At 67.4% G+C, this 14,121-nt stretch carries 14 protein-coding genes and 2 pseudogenes; 12 read left to right on the forward strand and 4 right to left on the reverse strand.

Translation table 11 applies throughout. The features are described from left to right. The 3 genes and pseudogenes from IG90_RS0137510 to IG90_RS46500 form a co-directional block, all read left to right on the forward strand. Positions 1 to 722, forward strand: a pseudogene (locus IG90_RS0137510) (hypothetical protein); the annotation flags it as partial. A gap of 402 nt (positions 723 to 1,124) precedes the next feature. Further along, entirely contained in the window at positions 1,125 to 1,715 is a 591-nt protein-coding gene (locus tag IG90_RS0137520) for a DUF6461 domain-containing protein (RefSeq protein ID WP_030595304.1), read from the forward strand. A gap of 228 nt (positions 1,716 to 1,943) precedes the next feature. After that, positions 1,944 to 3,491, forward strand: a complete 1,548-nt coding sequence (locus tag IG90_RS46500) for a NucA/NucB deoxyribonuclease domain-containing protein (protein WP_233436198.1) — start codon at positions 1,944 to 1,946, stop codon at positions 3,489 to 3,491. Between the two features lie 179 nt (positions 3,492 to 3,670). Here the strand turns inward: IG90_RS46500 and IG90_RS40255 are convergent. Both IG90_RS40255 and IG90_RS0137535 read right to left on the reverse strand, forming a co-directional pair. Next, positions 3,671 to 4,060, reverse strand: a pseudogene (locus IG90_RS40255) (hypothetical protein). A gap of 84 nt (positions 4,061 to 4,144) precedes the next feature. After that, positions 4,145 to 4,555, reverse strand: a complete 411-nt coding sequence (locus IG90_RS0137535) for a DUF6228 family protein (RefSeq protein WP_030595307.1) — start codon at positions 4,553 to 4,555, stop codon at positions 4,145 to 4,147. A gap of 121 nt (positions 4,556 to 4,676) precedes the next feature. Between IG90_RS0137535 and IG90_RS47265 the strand changes: the two genes are divergently transcribed. The 3 genes from IG90_RS47265 to IG90_RS0137545 all read left to right on the forward strand — a co-directional run bounded on the left by IG90_RS47265 (position 4,677) and on the right by IG90_RS0137545 (position 8,118). Beyond that, positions 4,677 to 5,039, forward strand: a complete 363-nt coding sequence (locus IG90_RS47265) for a transposase (RefSeq protein WP_078585548.1) — start codon at positions 4,677 to 4,679, stop codon at positions 5,037 to 5,039. Between the two features lie 771 nt (positions 5,040 to 5,810). Then, positions 5,811 to 6,347 (forward strand): RICIN domain-containing protein, encoded by a 537-nt coding sequence (locus IG90_RS0137540; RefSeq protein ID WP_030595310.1) that lies wholly within the window; start codon positions 5,811 to 5,813, stop codon positions 6,345 to 6,347. A 310-nt stretch (positions 6,348 to 6,657) separates the two neighbouring features. Beyond that, positions 6,658 to 8,118 (forward strand): replication-relaxation family protein, encoded by a 1,461-nt coding sequence (locus IG90_RS0137545; protein ID WP_233436199.1) that lies wholly within the window; start codon positions 6,658 to 6,660, stop codon positions 8,116 to 8,118. Positions 8,119 to 8,189: 71 nt separating this feature from the next. On the opposite strand, the gene IG90_RS0137550 is transcribed toward IG90_RS0137545, so the two are convergent. Further along, positions 8,190 to 8,402, reverse strand: a complete 213-nt coding sequence (locus IG90_RS0137550; protein WP_030595315.1) for a DUF6207 family protein — start codon at positions 8,400 to 8,402, stop codon at positions 8,190 to 8,192. Between the two features lie 279 nt (positions 8,403 to 8,681). Here IG90_RS0137550 and IG90_RS0137555 point away from each other — a divergent pair, with 279 nt between their 5' ends. Both IG90_RS0137555 and IG90_RS0137560 read left to right on the forward strand, forming a co-directional pair. After that, the gene (locus tag IG90_RS0137555) at positions 8,682 to 9,341 is read left to right on the forward strand and encodes an HNH endonuclease family protein (RefSeq protein ID WP_030595318.1); all 660 of its coding nucleotides are present in this window, start codon (positions 8,682 to 8,684) and stop codon (positions 9,339 to 9,341) included. A gap of 377 nt (positions 9,342 to 9,718) precedes the next feature. Beyond that, entirely contained in the window at positions 9,719 to 10,219 is a 501-nt protein-coding gene (locus tag IG90_RS0137560) for a lamin tail domain-containing protein (RefSeq protein WP_030595321.1), read from the forward strand. Positions 10,220 to 10,584: 365 nt separating this feature from the next. Here IG90_RS0137560 and IG90_RS0137570 read toward each other — a convergent pair whose 3' ends face one another. After that, entirely contained in the window at positions 10,585 to 11,670 is a 1,086-nt protein-coding gene (locus tag IG90_RS0137570) for an IS630 family transposase (protein ID WP_030595327.1), read from the reverse strand. A gap of 141 nt (positions 11,671 to 11,811) precedes the next feature. Between IG90_RS0137570 and IG90_RS44100 the strand changes: the two genes are divergently transcribed. From IG90_RS44100 to IG90_RS0137585, 4 genes are all read left to right on the forward strand, one after another. Next, a complete protein-coding gene (locus tag IG90_RS44100; protein ID WP_106973034.1) occupies positions 11,812 to 12,240 on the forward strand; it encodes a replication-relaxation family protein in 429 nt (142 codons plus the stop codon). A gap of 308 nt (positions 12,241 to 12,548) precedes the next feature. Beyond that, positions 12,549 to 12,788, forward strand: a complete 240-nt coding sequence (locus IG90_RS44105) for a hypothetical protein (RefSeq protein ID WP_106973035.1) — start codon at positions 12,549 to 12,551, stop codon at positions 12,786 to 12,788. 78 nt (positions 12,789 to 12,866) lie between these two features. Beyond that, a complete protein-coding gene (locus IG90_RS0137580) occupies positions 12,867 to 13,076 on the forward strand; it encodes a DUF6207 family protein (RefSeq protein ID WP_030595330.1) in 210 nt (69 codons plus the stop codon). A 459-nt stretch (positions 13,077 to 13,535) separates the two neighbouring features. After that, positions 13,536 to 14,039, forward strand: coding sequence for an RNA polymerase sigma factor (locus tag IG90_RS0137585; RefSeq protein ID WP_030595335.1), 504 nt, complete (start codon positions 13,536 to 13,538; stop codon positions 14,037 to 14,039). Positions 14,040 to 14,121 lie beyond the last annotated feature (82 nt).

The raw sequence follows: 14,121 nt of genomic DNA on the forward strand, positions 1-14,121 counted from the left end.
CCCCAGCCCCCCAACAGCCCCCCTACCCGAGCCCTCGCCACCACGCCGCCGCCCATCACCTGAACACCCTGTGCGAAACCGCCATCGCCACCGTCACCGAGAAGTCCCTCACCTTCCTCACCGACCAGATGCCCGACCTGCACTCCGCCTGGCTCCTCGGCTGCGCCCTCCACGTCGCCGGCATCCCACAAGGAGCCCGCTTCTGGTGGCAATACGCCGCCGGAGACCACCACGCCCCCGCCTGCTACTCCCTGTCCCTCTACCACGAGGCCTGCGGTGAGCAGTACGCCGCCGACTTCTACCGGCAGCAGGCACACAGGGTTACCACAGCCTCCGACACGGACACCCTCACCGTCGTCGGCACCTATCCCCCGCAGACGATCAGCTTCGATGCCAGCCTCCCCACCGTCCTGCACACCCTCAACCGGCTCTACGCCGGCCTCGGCACCCGTCCGCGAAAGCGCCACCGCATCGACGCGCTGACCAACTACGTCGCCGACACCGTCACCCGGCACTACACCCGTCACCCCGGAATCGAGATTCCTGTGCCCGAACCACGCTTCGCCGAGCGGGTCACATGGCTGCTGACCGCTACCCTGCCGTGGAAGAGGCGAACCAGACCACCCCGGCCCTCCGCACCAGACCTGCCTGCCCGCCAATCACCGCGCCCAAGTCACGGCCAGTCGCTGACGACGACCAGGAGCTGCCCATCGGCAACCTGACGGGCCTGGGCGCGACCATCGCCTTCAGCCTGTACGAGGCAGAAGGTGCATAGCCGGTGATGTGGACCTGTCGCCGGGAGAGCAGCGGCAGTCGCTGCTGGACGCGATCAGCAACCCCTGCCAGCACCGCCATCAGTCGGAGCGATGCTGCGACGGTTCATCCACCTCGATAGCGAGCTGGACGGAGCAACGGTCAACGCTTTGTTGGAACTGGTACTGCCCCCTCAGCCCAGACAGTCGAAGACGGCTGTTGAGAGCCGTACCCATGTCGACTTGGTCCAGCAGATCCACGCGTGAAGGGGATCTGTTACGGGCGGGAAGCGGATCCGGGCGGGGCTTGCTTGATGGCGTGGGCAGAGATCGAGAGGGTGGGAACGTAAGTTGGGAGTAAGGAGACGTCGAGTGGTGGATCTGTCCGAACTGTTCGGTGAAGGCTGGTGTATGACGCTCGCTCACCTTGCGCCTGCTCAGGCGCTAAAAAGCATGGGCGTGCGCGATGTTACAGATGTCACGGATGGGCTGCAGCTGGCGACCGAGCGGCTGGAAGCCGACGGCACACCGTCGGACGTGCTGCTGCTCGGGCGCGAGCTTCGGGACGGCTGGTCGCTGATCGTGGAGCTGGAGGGCACCCAGGGCTGGGCGGGGATGGACCGTGCGGTGCTCGAGGCGTTGTCCGCGAGCGGGCGGGTGGCTGCTTCCGCGTTCGAGGACCCCAACCAGCTGATGGTTCACGTGGCGGCCGACGGCCAGGTGGTGTGCGAGCTGGATGCCGTCACCGGGCGGCTGCCCTACGCGGCCGCCGACACAGAACAGACGGTCGAGGGCTTGCTGTCCTTGGGCTTCTCCCGCGGTGACGAGCCGACCGGTCAGGTGGCTGCGGTGGACGCTGCTGACCGCGTCGTGCTGGCACTGCGCGCAGTGACGGGCGTGGAGCTGCAGGAAGAAGACTTCGAGGGATCCTGGCTGGGCGGTCTGAGCGCAGCAGGCAGGTGACGCCGGCCGCAGGCGGTCTCATCACCCTTCGCCGCTGGGGAAGTTCGGCCTGAAATGTCCTTGTGTTACCTATGAGCCCCCTTGGAACCTGGTGCCCGCGTTTGCCACGCCGGAAAGCGGGCTGACCGAGGGACCGCTGGTCGGCCAGAACCCGGCTGAATCAAGGGGGATTCTCAACGCATGTCGCTGAGTAAAACGTGGCGATCGAACACACTGATCGCGGCGGTGATGGCAGGGGCATTCATGCTTCCGGCCCAGCTGGCCACCGCCCAGCCCGCCGCAGTCCCAACACCCGCCGGAGCCAAGGACGCGGCCGCCGGCCCTGACCAGACGATCAGAATGAAGGTCGGCATCTCCCAGCAGGAATTGGCCGACCTGCGCGCGCAGGGCCGCAAAGCCCGCGAACAGGGCCACAAGAGCCTCCCAGTTCCCGCGCCCACAACCCAGCCCGACCACACAGCACCGGCCCAGCCCGCCAAGAAGGCAGCCGAGCCGCTGACGGTCCTGGAAGCGGACCGCGCATCCAAGCAGACGGCCGCCGACAACGCCCGGCAGGCAGCCCAAAGCCCTCAGACAGCCGCCGACCCGATCCCGACTCCCGAGCACAACCGCGGGTGGGTGCCGATCGGGGAGATGCCCCACGAGGACCGCCTGAACGCGTGCCTCGACGGCGACGCCGCCGACAAGGGCATCGGCCGGATCTACAACCGCTTCACCTACTGCGCCAGGTGGAACCTGCAGGTCGAGTACTGGGAGATCGACAGCAAGGGCATCCCGGTCGAGAAGGAAGGCACCACCAGCGCGGTGTGGCGGGTCTTCGGCCAGGGCGACGCCAAGGACCGCCGGGTGAGGATCTTCTCGCAGATCGAGAAGGACTCGGTGGACTACGACTGGGGCCCCATCGACAACATCTTCGTCGCTCCCGGCGTGCCGCTGAGCCTGATGGGCCAGTGCTCGCAGGACTCGGACGTCTGCGGGGCAGGCCCCGGCTCGTACACGATGCCCTGGGCGACGTGGGACAACAACCCGATCTGGGCCAACTGGGACATCTATAACCGCGAGCAGAACAGCGAAGGCCGCGACAAGATCTCCTACAACCAGTGGTACGTCGAGGCATTCACCGACAACGAGGAATACACCACGCTGAACAGGGCGGAAACCCCGCCGCGGCTGGTGCGCTGCGACTCGGCAACCTACTTCAACAAGGGCAAGGCCAAGTACCCCAAGGCGTGCATCTTCAGCGAGGTCACCCCGCACCTGACCTACAACCGGGGCACCACCCACCACGCCGTGGCCGAGCACCTGTACATCGCCTTCAACCAGCCGCGCTCGACCTACCCGCTGCTGGCCCCTCCCGGGCAGCCGTGGCCGAGGGACAAGAAGATCCCCGGCAAGTACGACCCGGCCAACCCGGACGCTCCCGGACTGCACCGCATCACCAAGAAGTTGCACTCTGATGAGACCAAAGCCAACAAGGACCACAAGGACGGCGCTTGCTTCAAGACCGGACCGGAGCGCGACCTGTACCGGGACACGGGCCTGCCCAACGGAACCAACCCCGGTGAACAGTGCGACGAGTACCCCTTCGCCTCCACCCTCGAAGGGGCGGGCAACGCCAGTTGGGACTTCTCGGTGAAGTCGGTGCCGGCGAAGGACAACCGCGTCGCGGGCGGAATGCTGCGCGAGTACTACGTCGACGACCGGATGCTGGCCTGGGACAAGGGCCTGGACCGGCCCTCCGAGACCAACGACCGCTTCTACATGAAGATCGACTAACGCGGCAGCCTGCTCCATAGAGGTACACGCACCCTCGGAGTTCCCCACGCCCCTCGGGCAGTGGGGAGCTCCGAGGGTGCACGGCAGCATCCCCCTGGAGCGCTGGATGCGTTTACCCACGCGGTTCAGAAGCCGACCCAGCCCATCCCGTCCCTGGTTGTCGAGGTGGCAGTGGGCGGTCAGGCGTCGGGGTCGACTTCAGGGTGCGTGAACCGCACGGGCTTGCCCAGCGACCGGGCGTAGGCAATTTCCGCCCGGGTGCTGTCTCCGATGTAGTCGCCGACGACGAGCACCTCATCAGCGAGCCGGATCTTCGCCCGATGCAGATCATCGAGTCGAGCCTTCAGCGCCTCGGCCTCGACAGGATCGGACTAAAATTCGTGTGGCGACTTCATGTCACAGCCCGGTTTGACGACAATCCTTCCGGCTTTGGTCTCCCGCAGATCGGCCTCGGTCATCTCGGTCATGAAGCGGGTGGAGCCGCAGATCACGACGATACGCGGGAGGCTCAACAGCCTCTTCGCGTCGGCGAGCTTCTCCTCGGGGGTGAGCAGTTGAGGGGATGACACTGATTCCTCCTGGTGGTGTGTTCCAAGGGGCGCCTACTGAGGCGTCATCTCATGTGGTCGGGACCGGCTTCGGGGTTTGTTCAGCTACTCCGCGACGCTGGCGATGAGCGTGTGGATCTCGGCGCTGAGGTTGCGCATGTCCTCCCCTGCCGCGTGCATCGTGGTGGTCTCGAACTGCCATTCCTCGGAGGGTGCCCGGTCGCGGATTCCCCACGTCAATCGGACGTGGCCACCAGGGTGGTGTTCCGCTGAGAGGGTCAGGTCGTAGCAGAGGGAGTGCCAGCTGCGCACTCCTTCCCAGCCCCGGAAGTCTTCGGCAAGTGAGGCAAGGAAGGTGTCGAGACCGTCACCGTCCCAGGTCTCCACCGAGGTCTCGACACTTCCCCAGGATCCGTGGGCCCTGACGAGGAAGTCCAGTGTTGGTTCGTCCTCGTACCGCCGGGTCGGCTCCGAGAGCAGTAGGCGTGCGGGCTCGGAGCCCCCCACCTGGACCATAGGGCGGCCGGAATCGTCGTAGTCGATCACGCGATCAGGTTAGAAGACTGGGCTGGGCAGCCCTCGCGCTCTCGGACGGGCCGACACCGGACGTAGCCGCTTTGAGGCATGATCGCCAGCTATGGCTGTGGATCTCGAGCGCGATCTCGTTCCTGACGGGCTGTGGGAGATTGCGGCGCCGCTGATACCGCCGTTCAAGCCACGTCGGCAGGGCGGTGGAACGGCTCCGGTGGCGGACCGGAAAGTGTTCTGCGCGATCGTGTACGCGCTGACCACGTCGTGTGCATGGCATCGCTTGCCGCCTTGCTTCGGCGTGAGCCCAGCCACCGCGCACCGCCGGTTTGCTGCCTGGACAAGGGCCGGCTTGTGGCGGCGCCTCCACAACGAAGTCCTTGACCGGCTGGGTGCCGCAGGGTCGATCGACTGGTCCGCTGCACTGGTCAACCCTGCCTCGGTCCGGGCGAAAAGGGGGACCAGCTCGTAGGGTTGCCACGAGGACTCGCCCGACGGCCTGCGGGGCGAAGGAGTCGTCGCACGGGTCCGGGTCGAGACCGCACAGGGCGGTGACCGGGACGATGATCCGCTCCGCCACGTCCACGAGCAGCCAAAGCATCCCCAAACCGGCGCCAGCGAACCTGGCAACCACTTCGGTGTCTCCGGCCTCCACGGCCCGGAGGGGTAGCCGAAGGCAGTTATCGCTGCATCCGGCGTCAACGGAGCGAGAGGCACGCCGGGAACCTGGGACAGGGGCGGGTTCTGAACCATGGACAGCTCCTCGCATACGGGCCGCTGCGCTGATCACGGCGGCCTCAGAAGCGATTCTCGGAGCGCGGACCCGTGGACAGAGTCCGCACACCGGCGGTGAGCGCACCCGCCGGACGACGCTCGCGCTACCCCCTTGTCCAGGTCCGCTACCTGCGACATTTCATCCAAAAACAGGGCAGTGCCCAGGGGGAGGAATTCCCGTCCCCAGGCGTTGCCCCGCTCTCCGTCTCGGCTCAGGCCGCAGCCGCCTTGTATCCGGCACCGGCGTCACCGAGCCGCTGTCACCACCGAAGCCGAAACGCGCCAAACCGGCTCATACCCTCGAGTGCTCGCTCAACCTGACGGCGCCCGGCCAGTGCTTCCGCGCCGTGGAAGGGCCCCGCGCCGGACACCGGGCCCGGTTCATTCCGGACGGCTGACTCTGCTCGATCGGGTGGTCTTCTTCTGAAAGAACGGTTCGACGCAAATCCGGCATGTCATGGTCAGCTTCATGAGTATCCGACGCTGGGCCGTCGCTGCGGCCGCCATTCTTTCCGCCACGGTCCTGACCGGACCCGCTCAAGCCGCACCCACCGCCGCCCCCGTCCCCTCCGGACCTGTCGTCATCACCAACGACGCCCATACCAACTACCTGGTCCCCGACGACACGGTCGGCAACGCCGGCACCTTCCTGCAGGTCTACTACCGGCAGGACCATCCCTTCCCGCGCACATTCCAGTTCGAGCAGGTCAACGGCCGTCCCGGAATCTTCCACTGGAAGAGCGCCCGTACCGGGAACTGCGCCGACGCCAGGACAGGCGAGGCAGGGTCCTCGGTGTACCTGGCCGCGTGCACGACGAACAAATCCCAATGGTGGATCCTCAGGTCCACCGACGAAAACCCCGCACGATGGGTCCTGTCGCCCTTCCTGAACGAGGACCTCGCTGTCACCGGCCTGTACGGGGACGACAACTACGCACCGCTGCGCGAACTTCCCCACCCCGACTCAGCAACCACCTCCCAGATGTGGCACTTCACCCGGCAATAATCACCCCGGCCGTCGGCGCCGTCCCCGCCCTGCACCACAACAGCGCCCTGCGCGGAAAGGCGGGGGACGGAGCGGAACGGCCTACGTTCGCTGGCCGGGTGCCTGCTGCGCCCGGCCGATCGCCCTACGGCGCGGGCCGGTCCTGCGGACAGGAGCCGACCGCCGGGAGGGTGGGAATCCCTGCTCCGTGTTGATCACGACGGGGTCACGACCGGCAGGTTTCTCAAGAACAACGTCACACGCGGACCGAAAAACCAACCTGTAGAAGGTGCACGGCGGGATCAGCCCGCCCCACCACCAGGAGCACCCCGTGGCGAGCGCCGCCGACGAGCCGGAACAGACCCCCTCCGTAGACCCCTCCATCACCCCCTCCGCGCCCCGCCGTCAGAAGCCGGACGTTCCCGCAGGTCAGACCCGGCGGACAGAGGGCCGCCGCAGCTCCGACAACCCTCATGCCCAAAGGCGTCCCAAGCACAGGAAGAACTCGACCGAACCCCGACGCAGGGAACTGCTGCAAGCACTGGGGATCTTCCAAAGGGCGACGCCCGACCAACTGTGGAAGCTGACCCGCCCAGAGAACCAGCACGACAAGCTCACACGGGACAACCTCCTGGATCTTCAGGACCACCGCCTGGTGAGGATCGAATCGGTCCAGGACGACCAGCGACAGGTATGGGTACTCACCGACCGAGGACACCGCGAAGCGAAGCAGCTGCTGGAGCCGAAGAACATACGGGTCTCAGCGCTGCGCAAGCAGAAGCACCACCCGGTCACCGGAGAGTTGCTCGCGGGAAGCTACGACGACCACGCCGCAGCGGTCACCTCCACGGCCGCCGAACTGCACCGTGCCGGGATCGGGCACCGGCTCGGCTTCCAGACCGAGGTCGCCCACCGGCTCGCAGGCGGCTATGCCCAGCGGGCGGACCTGGTGATGCGGGCGCCGGCGGCCGGGGTGCCGGTACTGCTGCTGGAGATCGACCGCCGCACCGAGGACGCCCACGACCTGGTGCACAAGCTGCGCCGGTACTGGCAGTGGGGCCGACTGCTGGCACCGGACGCGGACAAGCACACCGTGCACCTGGTCCGCTCGCGGCCGGACGCGATCGAGCACGTCGACCACGAGAAGCGGCTGTGGCGCCGCATCTACCCGCCGACCGGCCGGGAGGGCCTGGTGCCACTCGCGTTCGTGTTCGCCGACACCACCGAGGCGAAGGTCGACAACACCGTGCAGGTCCTTAAGGAAGCCGGCCGCCGCTACTGGGCGCCGCGCCGGTACGAGAGCTACTACCGCAAGGCGATCACGGCGAAGGACTACAGCCAGGCAGTGCCGGTCGTCATCACCACCCTGGAGCAGCTCCAGGAACACGGCGCAGACGCGGCGGTGTGGCGACGTCTCGGCAGGGCCGGCGAGCAGAAGCTGACCGACGCGCTCGACAACCCCGACGGCGAGGACCTCTACCACCGCCAGGCCGCCCGCGCCGAAGCGGAAGAAGAACGGTGCAGGGCGGCTGAGCGGGAGGCGCGGCGGCCGGTGTGCAAGCGGTGCGGACAGAAGTTCACCGACCAGCGGTGGGAGGAGACCACCATGCACAGTTTCATGCCGAAGGCCGGTGAGCTGTCCGCGTGCGGTCCCTGTCACGCCGACAACGTCGCCCAGCGGGAAGCCGCCGACGCTGCATGCCGGCAGGCCGCCATGCAGCCGGCCTCGGAGGACGGCCACGGCCAGGAGCCGGGAAGGCCCCGCCGCGCCCTGTTCCGCCGCCGCGGCTGACTACATACCGCGACGCCAACCCTCCCGCCAGACACGGGGGGAGAGGCAGCGTCGACGAACAGCGGCCCGGGTCAGGCCGGGGTAGCCTCCTGCCGCAGGTCCAGGTAGCAGCGCAGCCGCACACCCGGCTCGCCCGGCTCACGGGTCGTGCGGTCCGCCACGGCGACCGCGCACCGTGTGGCGAGCAGTTCCTGGATGGCGAACGCGGTCTCGTCATCGGCGGCCGCGACCTCCACCACCGCAAGTCCCGGCTCCGCCACATGTACGTCGTTGATCGGCCTCATACCCGGCACGACGCTCCGACGCTCGCTGAAGTTCTCGCGTCCGGCCGGCGCCACCCGTACCGGGTACGGCGCGGTGTGCGTGCTGACTCCCCGCAGCCTGATCGTACGAGGTTTGATCAGCTTGCTCCTCTCCCAGTAGCCGGGGTGCACGGACGTGCTCGAGGGGAGTGTTCCGGGAAGCCGTGCCGCCCGGTTCCGGTACGACCATTGCACCCACAAGGGCGGCGCACTCGCCAAACGCCTGAGAGCGCCCCCTGGGGGGCCGTTATCAACGGGCTCATGCTCACCTCTGTGCTGCGCGGCCTGGCCGCCGCCTCCCTCGCCGTCCTGCCCCTCACGATCCCCGCACCCGCCCACGCCGCGGAGACGCTCCCGCTGGCCGAAGCAGTCACCCGTCTACCGGTGGATACCGAGTCCCGCGACGGCTACAGCCGGGATGCCTTCCGCCACTGGAACACCGGGGACAATCCGTCCGACGGATGCAACACCCGCGCGGAAGTCCTGCTCACCGAGGCCGTCGAACCCCCGGTGGTCGGACCCGGTTGCCGGCTGACGGGCGGGCGCTGGTGGTCGTACTACGACCAGGTGTGGGTAACGTCGGCCTCCGGCCTGGACCTCGACCACATGGTGCCCCTCGCGGAGAGTTGGGACAGCGGGGCGTCGGCGTGGACGGCGCAGCGGCGTGAGGCGTACGCCAACGACCAGGGCGCCGACGCCAGCCTGGTGGCCGTCACGGCCCGCTCGAACCGGTCGAAGGCCGACCAGGATCCCGCCGAGTGGCTGCCGCCGGTGGCCGGGGTGCACTGCCGGTACGTCGCGGAATGGGTCGCCACCAAGCTCCGCTGGAGCCTTACGGCCGACGAAGCCGAAGTGACGGCCCTGAACGAGGCGGCGGCCAGCTGCCCCGATCAGACCGTGACCTACGAGCCGGCCTCATAGTCCGTCGGCCACCCAGCGGCAGTTGGGCAGGGGCTCCCGCAGCTTGCCGCCAGGTCAGCGCATCCAGGTCGGCCGCCTCTGCGACGGCATGGCTGTCGACGGCCCGCTTTGGCTCAGTCGGGGTGTGGTTGAGCGTCCAGCGGGCCGTGGCAATCTCCCTGGGGGAGCGCGGCACGCGCCTGGTGGTCCAGCGCTGAGAATCCGACTGTAGGCAGGTCTGTTGCTCAGCCGCACCGTGTTCTGCATCAAGCCCCGCTCCTAGAACTACCAACCCACACTGCCCTGTCTTCACATTTACTTCACCATTTGACCATGCGATGGTCACGGAGTCGGTATGCTCCCCGATGCTCCATAGGCACCATCAGGGGGGAACCCGCATGCGTATCAGCCGTACCCTGCCCATCGCCGCGGCCGTGGCCGTCGTCGGCGTGCTCAGCCTCACCGCCGTACCGGCGCAGGCCGCCGAGTACTCCTCGGCACTGAAGATCAAGGGTGTCCAGTACGACGCTCCAGGCCGGGACTCCAACAAGTGCTCCGGCGGGAACACCAAGGACGAGTACCTGACGATCAAGAACTACTCGAAGACCGCCAAGGTCAACCTGAAGGGCTACGTCGTCAAGGACGCCGCCGGCAACAAGTTCACCTTCACCAAGAACCACACCCTGCAGCCCGGCGACTACATCAAGCTGCGCGGCGGCCGCGGCACCGACTCCGACGCGGGCAACGTCGTCTACCGGCAGAACTGCAACTTCATCTGGAACAACGACAAGGACACCATCTACTTCTACAAGCCGGGCGGCGCCCGCGCCGACGTCCACGCCTACACCAAGAAGGCCAACGACCGCGACGGCAACGGCTACATCACCTACCACGGCTGAAACCGGCAGCCACCACTCCACGAGGCGGCTTCCCATCCGGCCCACGGACGGGACGCCGCCTGCCGCCTCCGGCCTCGTGCACCCTGCCCGATTTCCAAGGCAGGGTGTCTTCAGTTTTTGCGGATGCAGCGGGCCTTGGCCACGAGCCTGCGAGACAGCCTCGGCCCTGCGCACGCGTAGTCGATCAGTTTCCGGTAGGCGGTGTTCGAGAGCTCCGGCGCCAGGGCGATCAGAGCTTTCAGGTCGCTGGACGAACCGGAGAGGCGTGTGCGGTAGGCGGCTCCCGCCGCGTGCAGCAAGACTTCGTGGGGCTCGTGCTGCAGGCCATGCGCGGCGAGGAGTGTGGCTGCGGTGAAGTCGCCCTGCTAGTGACCTGGTTCAGAGATCCTGTCGCAGTAGCGGCCGATGCGGTCAAGGATCTGGTCGGCGGTCTTGGTCCACTTGAAGGGCCGGGCGGCGTCGTTCCAGACCTTGATCCAGTCTTCGAGTGCGCTCTTGAGGTCATCGAGTGAGCAGAACACTCCGCGTTCGAGGCAGCGTCGTTCCAGCTCGGCGAACCACCGCTCGACCTGGTTGATCCAGGACGAGTAGGTGGGGGTGAAGTGGAGCTGGAAGTGGGAGTGGGCGAGGAGCCACTTGTGCACCACGGGTGCTTTGTGGGCGGAGAGGTTGTCACAGATGACGTGGACCGCCAGGCCGGGTTCGGTCTGGCGGTCGATCTCGTCGAGGAAGTCGCGGAAGTCGACTGCTCGGTGCTGGGCGGACAGCTTGCTGATGACCTTGCCGGTCGCGGTGTTCAGGGCGGCGAACAGGTCGATGGTGCCGTGGCGGACGTAGTCGAAGCTCCGCCGCTCGGGCACTCCCGGGATCATGGGCAGGACCGGTGCGGTCCGTTCGAGGGCCTGGATCTGTGGTTTCTCGTCGACCGCGAAGACGACGGCGTTCGCCGGCGGAGCGAGATACAAACCGACGACGTCACGGATCTTGTCGATCAGGAACGGGTCCGGGGAGATCTTGAAGGTCTCGGTCCGCCACGGCTGCAGGCCGAAGGCATGCCAGATCCGCAGCACGCTCGCGGGTGAGATCCCCACGACCTTGGCCAGTTCCCGCTTGGACCAGTGCGTGCCCGCGGAGGGTGTCTCTTCCAGGGTGCGGACCACTACCTCTTCCACCTGGGCGTCGGTGATGGTCCGCGGCACTCCGGGCCGTGGCTCGTCCACGAGTCCGTCGAGACGGTCGCGCAGGAACCGTGTGCGCCAGCGGCGCACGGTGTCTCTGCCGACATCGAGCCGCGCGGCGACCACGGTGTTGTTCCAGCCGTTCGCGCACGCCAGCACGATGCGTGCGCGAACGGCCAGTCCCTGCGCGGTCGAGCGGCGCCTGGCCCAGTTCTCCAGCGTCAGCCGCTCGGCCTCCGACAGCACGACAGGTTCCAGCCGGGTATCGCCCATGCTCACAGGACAGCGCTAACGCGTGACCCGCCGCAGGCGAACACCGCAACCTGAAACAGAAGACGCCTCACGTGGCGACCCACGACCTCAAAACCAGGTCACTAGGCGCGCACATCCGCCAGGTCCAGGTAGAGGGACCAGTTGGCGGGGTCCAGGTCCAAGGCCGACGTTCTCACCGCCGCGCAGGCCGCCGTCGACGCGCCCGCCGGGTTGGGCACCATTGCCTCCTACACGACCGAGGTGGCGCTGCCCACGACCGGCACCTGGTCCAACCCGGGCAAGGGCGGAGCCCAGGCGGACATCGTCATCACCGCGCCCGAGGACGGGGTGCCGCTGCTGTTCGTGGAGATCGACAACTGCTTCGAGTCCGCGCAGGTCCTCGCCGCGAAGATCGACAAGTACATGCGGTTTGGCCAGTGGAAGGTGAAGGACGTCGACGGCACCGAGCGGCCGATGTGGCGCACCCGCTGGTGGGTGCCCGACGGCCGCCACGGCGATCAGCTGCACCCGCCGCTGCTGCTCGTCTTCAACCGGATCGGCCCGCGCAACCCCAATACCGTCATCGCGTAGCTGGCCGAGCTGACCCAGCGGCACTGGAAGGGCGACGCGTATGAAGACGGCTTCCACATGTACGACGGCAAGCTGCCCATCGCGGTCACCGGCATGAAGCATCTGAAGGAGTACGGCCCGGCCGGAGCGTCTTCCGGCGCTTCGGCCGACCACAGAACCAGACGCTCCTCGAGGCGATCGGCAACCCGCGCCGCGAAACGGCCGGCGCCCGCCAGCGAGCTGAGTACGCCGCCGGCCAGCGGGAGCACAAGGAGGAGCTGCGCCGCATCGCCGCACAGCAGCGGGCCGAGCGAGAGGCCTGCCGTCCCGTGTGCGCCGACTGTGGCACCCGGTTCACCGACGAACGGTGGAAGGCCATCGAGCCCGCCGGGTGGGGCGCCCTGCGCGAGACCCACCCGCACCTGTGCGACGACTGCAAGCAGCGGGCCATCACCGCTGACCGCCAAGCCGAGCAGGCCACACACGGGCACCAGGAGTACGACCAGGCCGTGCCCGAGCAGAGGGCCGAGGGCGGTTGGCTCTCGCCCTTCCGTCCCGGGACCGGGTGACAACTACCTTGTGCCTCGGGCGGGTGAAGCTTCCGCACCGGTGGAACTCCACCCGCGGGCCCGGGCGTAGTGCTGTACATGGCTCCGATCAACGAAACGCATGTGACTCGGCCAGGGCTGGCTGTCATCGATGTCGCTGGCGTTGACGACGCGACGGTCTTTGCCATCCAGGCCGTGCTCGCCGCACGGTGGGCGACGGCGGCGGCGGACCGGACGACGCGGGATGTCGGCCAGCCTGGCGTGCGGCTGCGCTGCTACCTGGACCTGCACCAGCCTCTCGACTCGTGACGCCAGGCTCGAATGGTGCCGCGGGCCCTGGGTGGTGCGGATCAGGGCCAGGCCGTACGGCTGTTGGCCAGTTCGGCGTAGTCGTTCACGCGGTCGGTAACGGCTCGGAGGCCCGGATGTGATCGGTTCGGTCACGGGGGCACACCCCAATCCAGAAAATTTTGGGATCGGAGGCAGCACTTTGGGCTGCCCGTTCGACTCTGTGATGTGAACACTCTCGTAGAGCACGGGACAGGCTGGTTGGGGCCCGTCCTTGCGCAGCTGGGATTCTGGGTGCCGTTGTGTCTGCTTGCGGCTGCTGCCGGTTTCCTGGCGGAATGGCAACGCAGAGCCACCCTGATCGCGCTGGTACGCCACGCTCCTGGCGGCACTTTGGTGGTCCAGGAGCGTGGGCGCGGGGGACCTGCCATGCAGGTGCATGTCGGAGCGCCATCAGAAACGGATCAGGGGGAAACAGGTGTGACGCAACGAGGCCAGGAGAAGGTGCAAGAGGTCTCCGCTTTATGGGAGCGGGAAGCGATAGGCCTGACCCGCTACGCCATGGTGCGGACCGGTGGGGATCAGACCGCAGCCGAGGATCTTGTGCAGCAGACGTTCATGGCCGCCTTTCTCCAGTGGGAGGAGTCGCTCGCCGAACTGGGCGTGGAGGAGCGCCGCAACTGGCTGCGCAGTGTGTGCCGCAGAAGGTGGATCGACGGCATCCGGCGGGAGACGCTGGGGGACCGGCTGCACGCCGACGTGGAGCGGCTGTACGACTGGGTCAGCCCTGATCTGGCCCACGTGGTCATTGCGCGGGACGACCTGGACCGCTGCTGGCAGGTGATCCGCGAACTCCCGCCCAGGCGCAAGGAAGTGGCCCTGCTGTACTTCATCGAGCAACAGTCCGTGCTGCGCATCGCGGAACTGCTGGGGATCCAGGCGTCGGGAGTGCGCAAACACGTGTCCATGAAGCTCCCCCCTTGACCTGGACAGCCTGATACTGGGACGGAAGGTCCCGGAGGAAGCAGTCACAGGTAGTGAGCAAGAAGAGCAACATGAGTAAGCG

Source organism: Streptomyces anulatus (assembly GCF_000721175.1).
Taxonomy (GTDB): Bacteria; Actinomycetota; Actinomycetes; order Streptomycetales; family Streptomycetaceae; genus Streptomyces; species Streptomyces anulatus_C.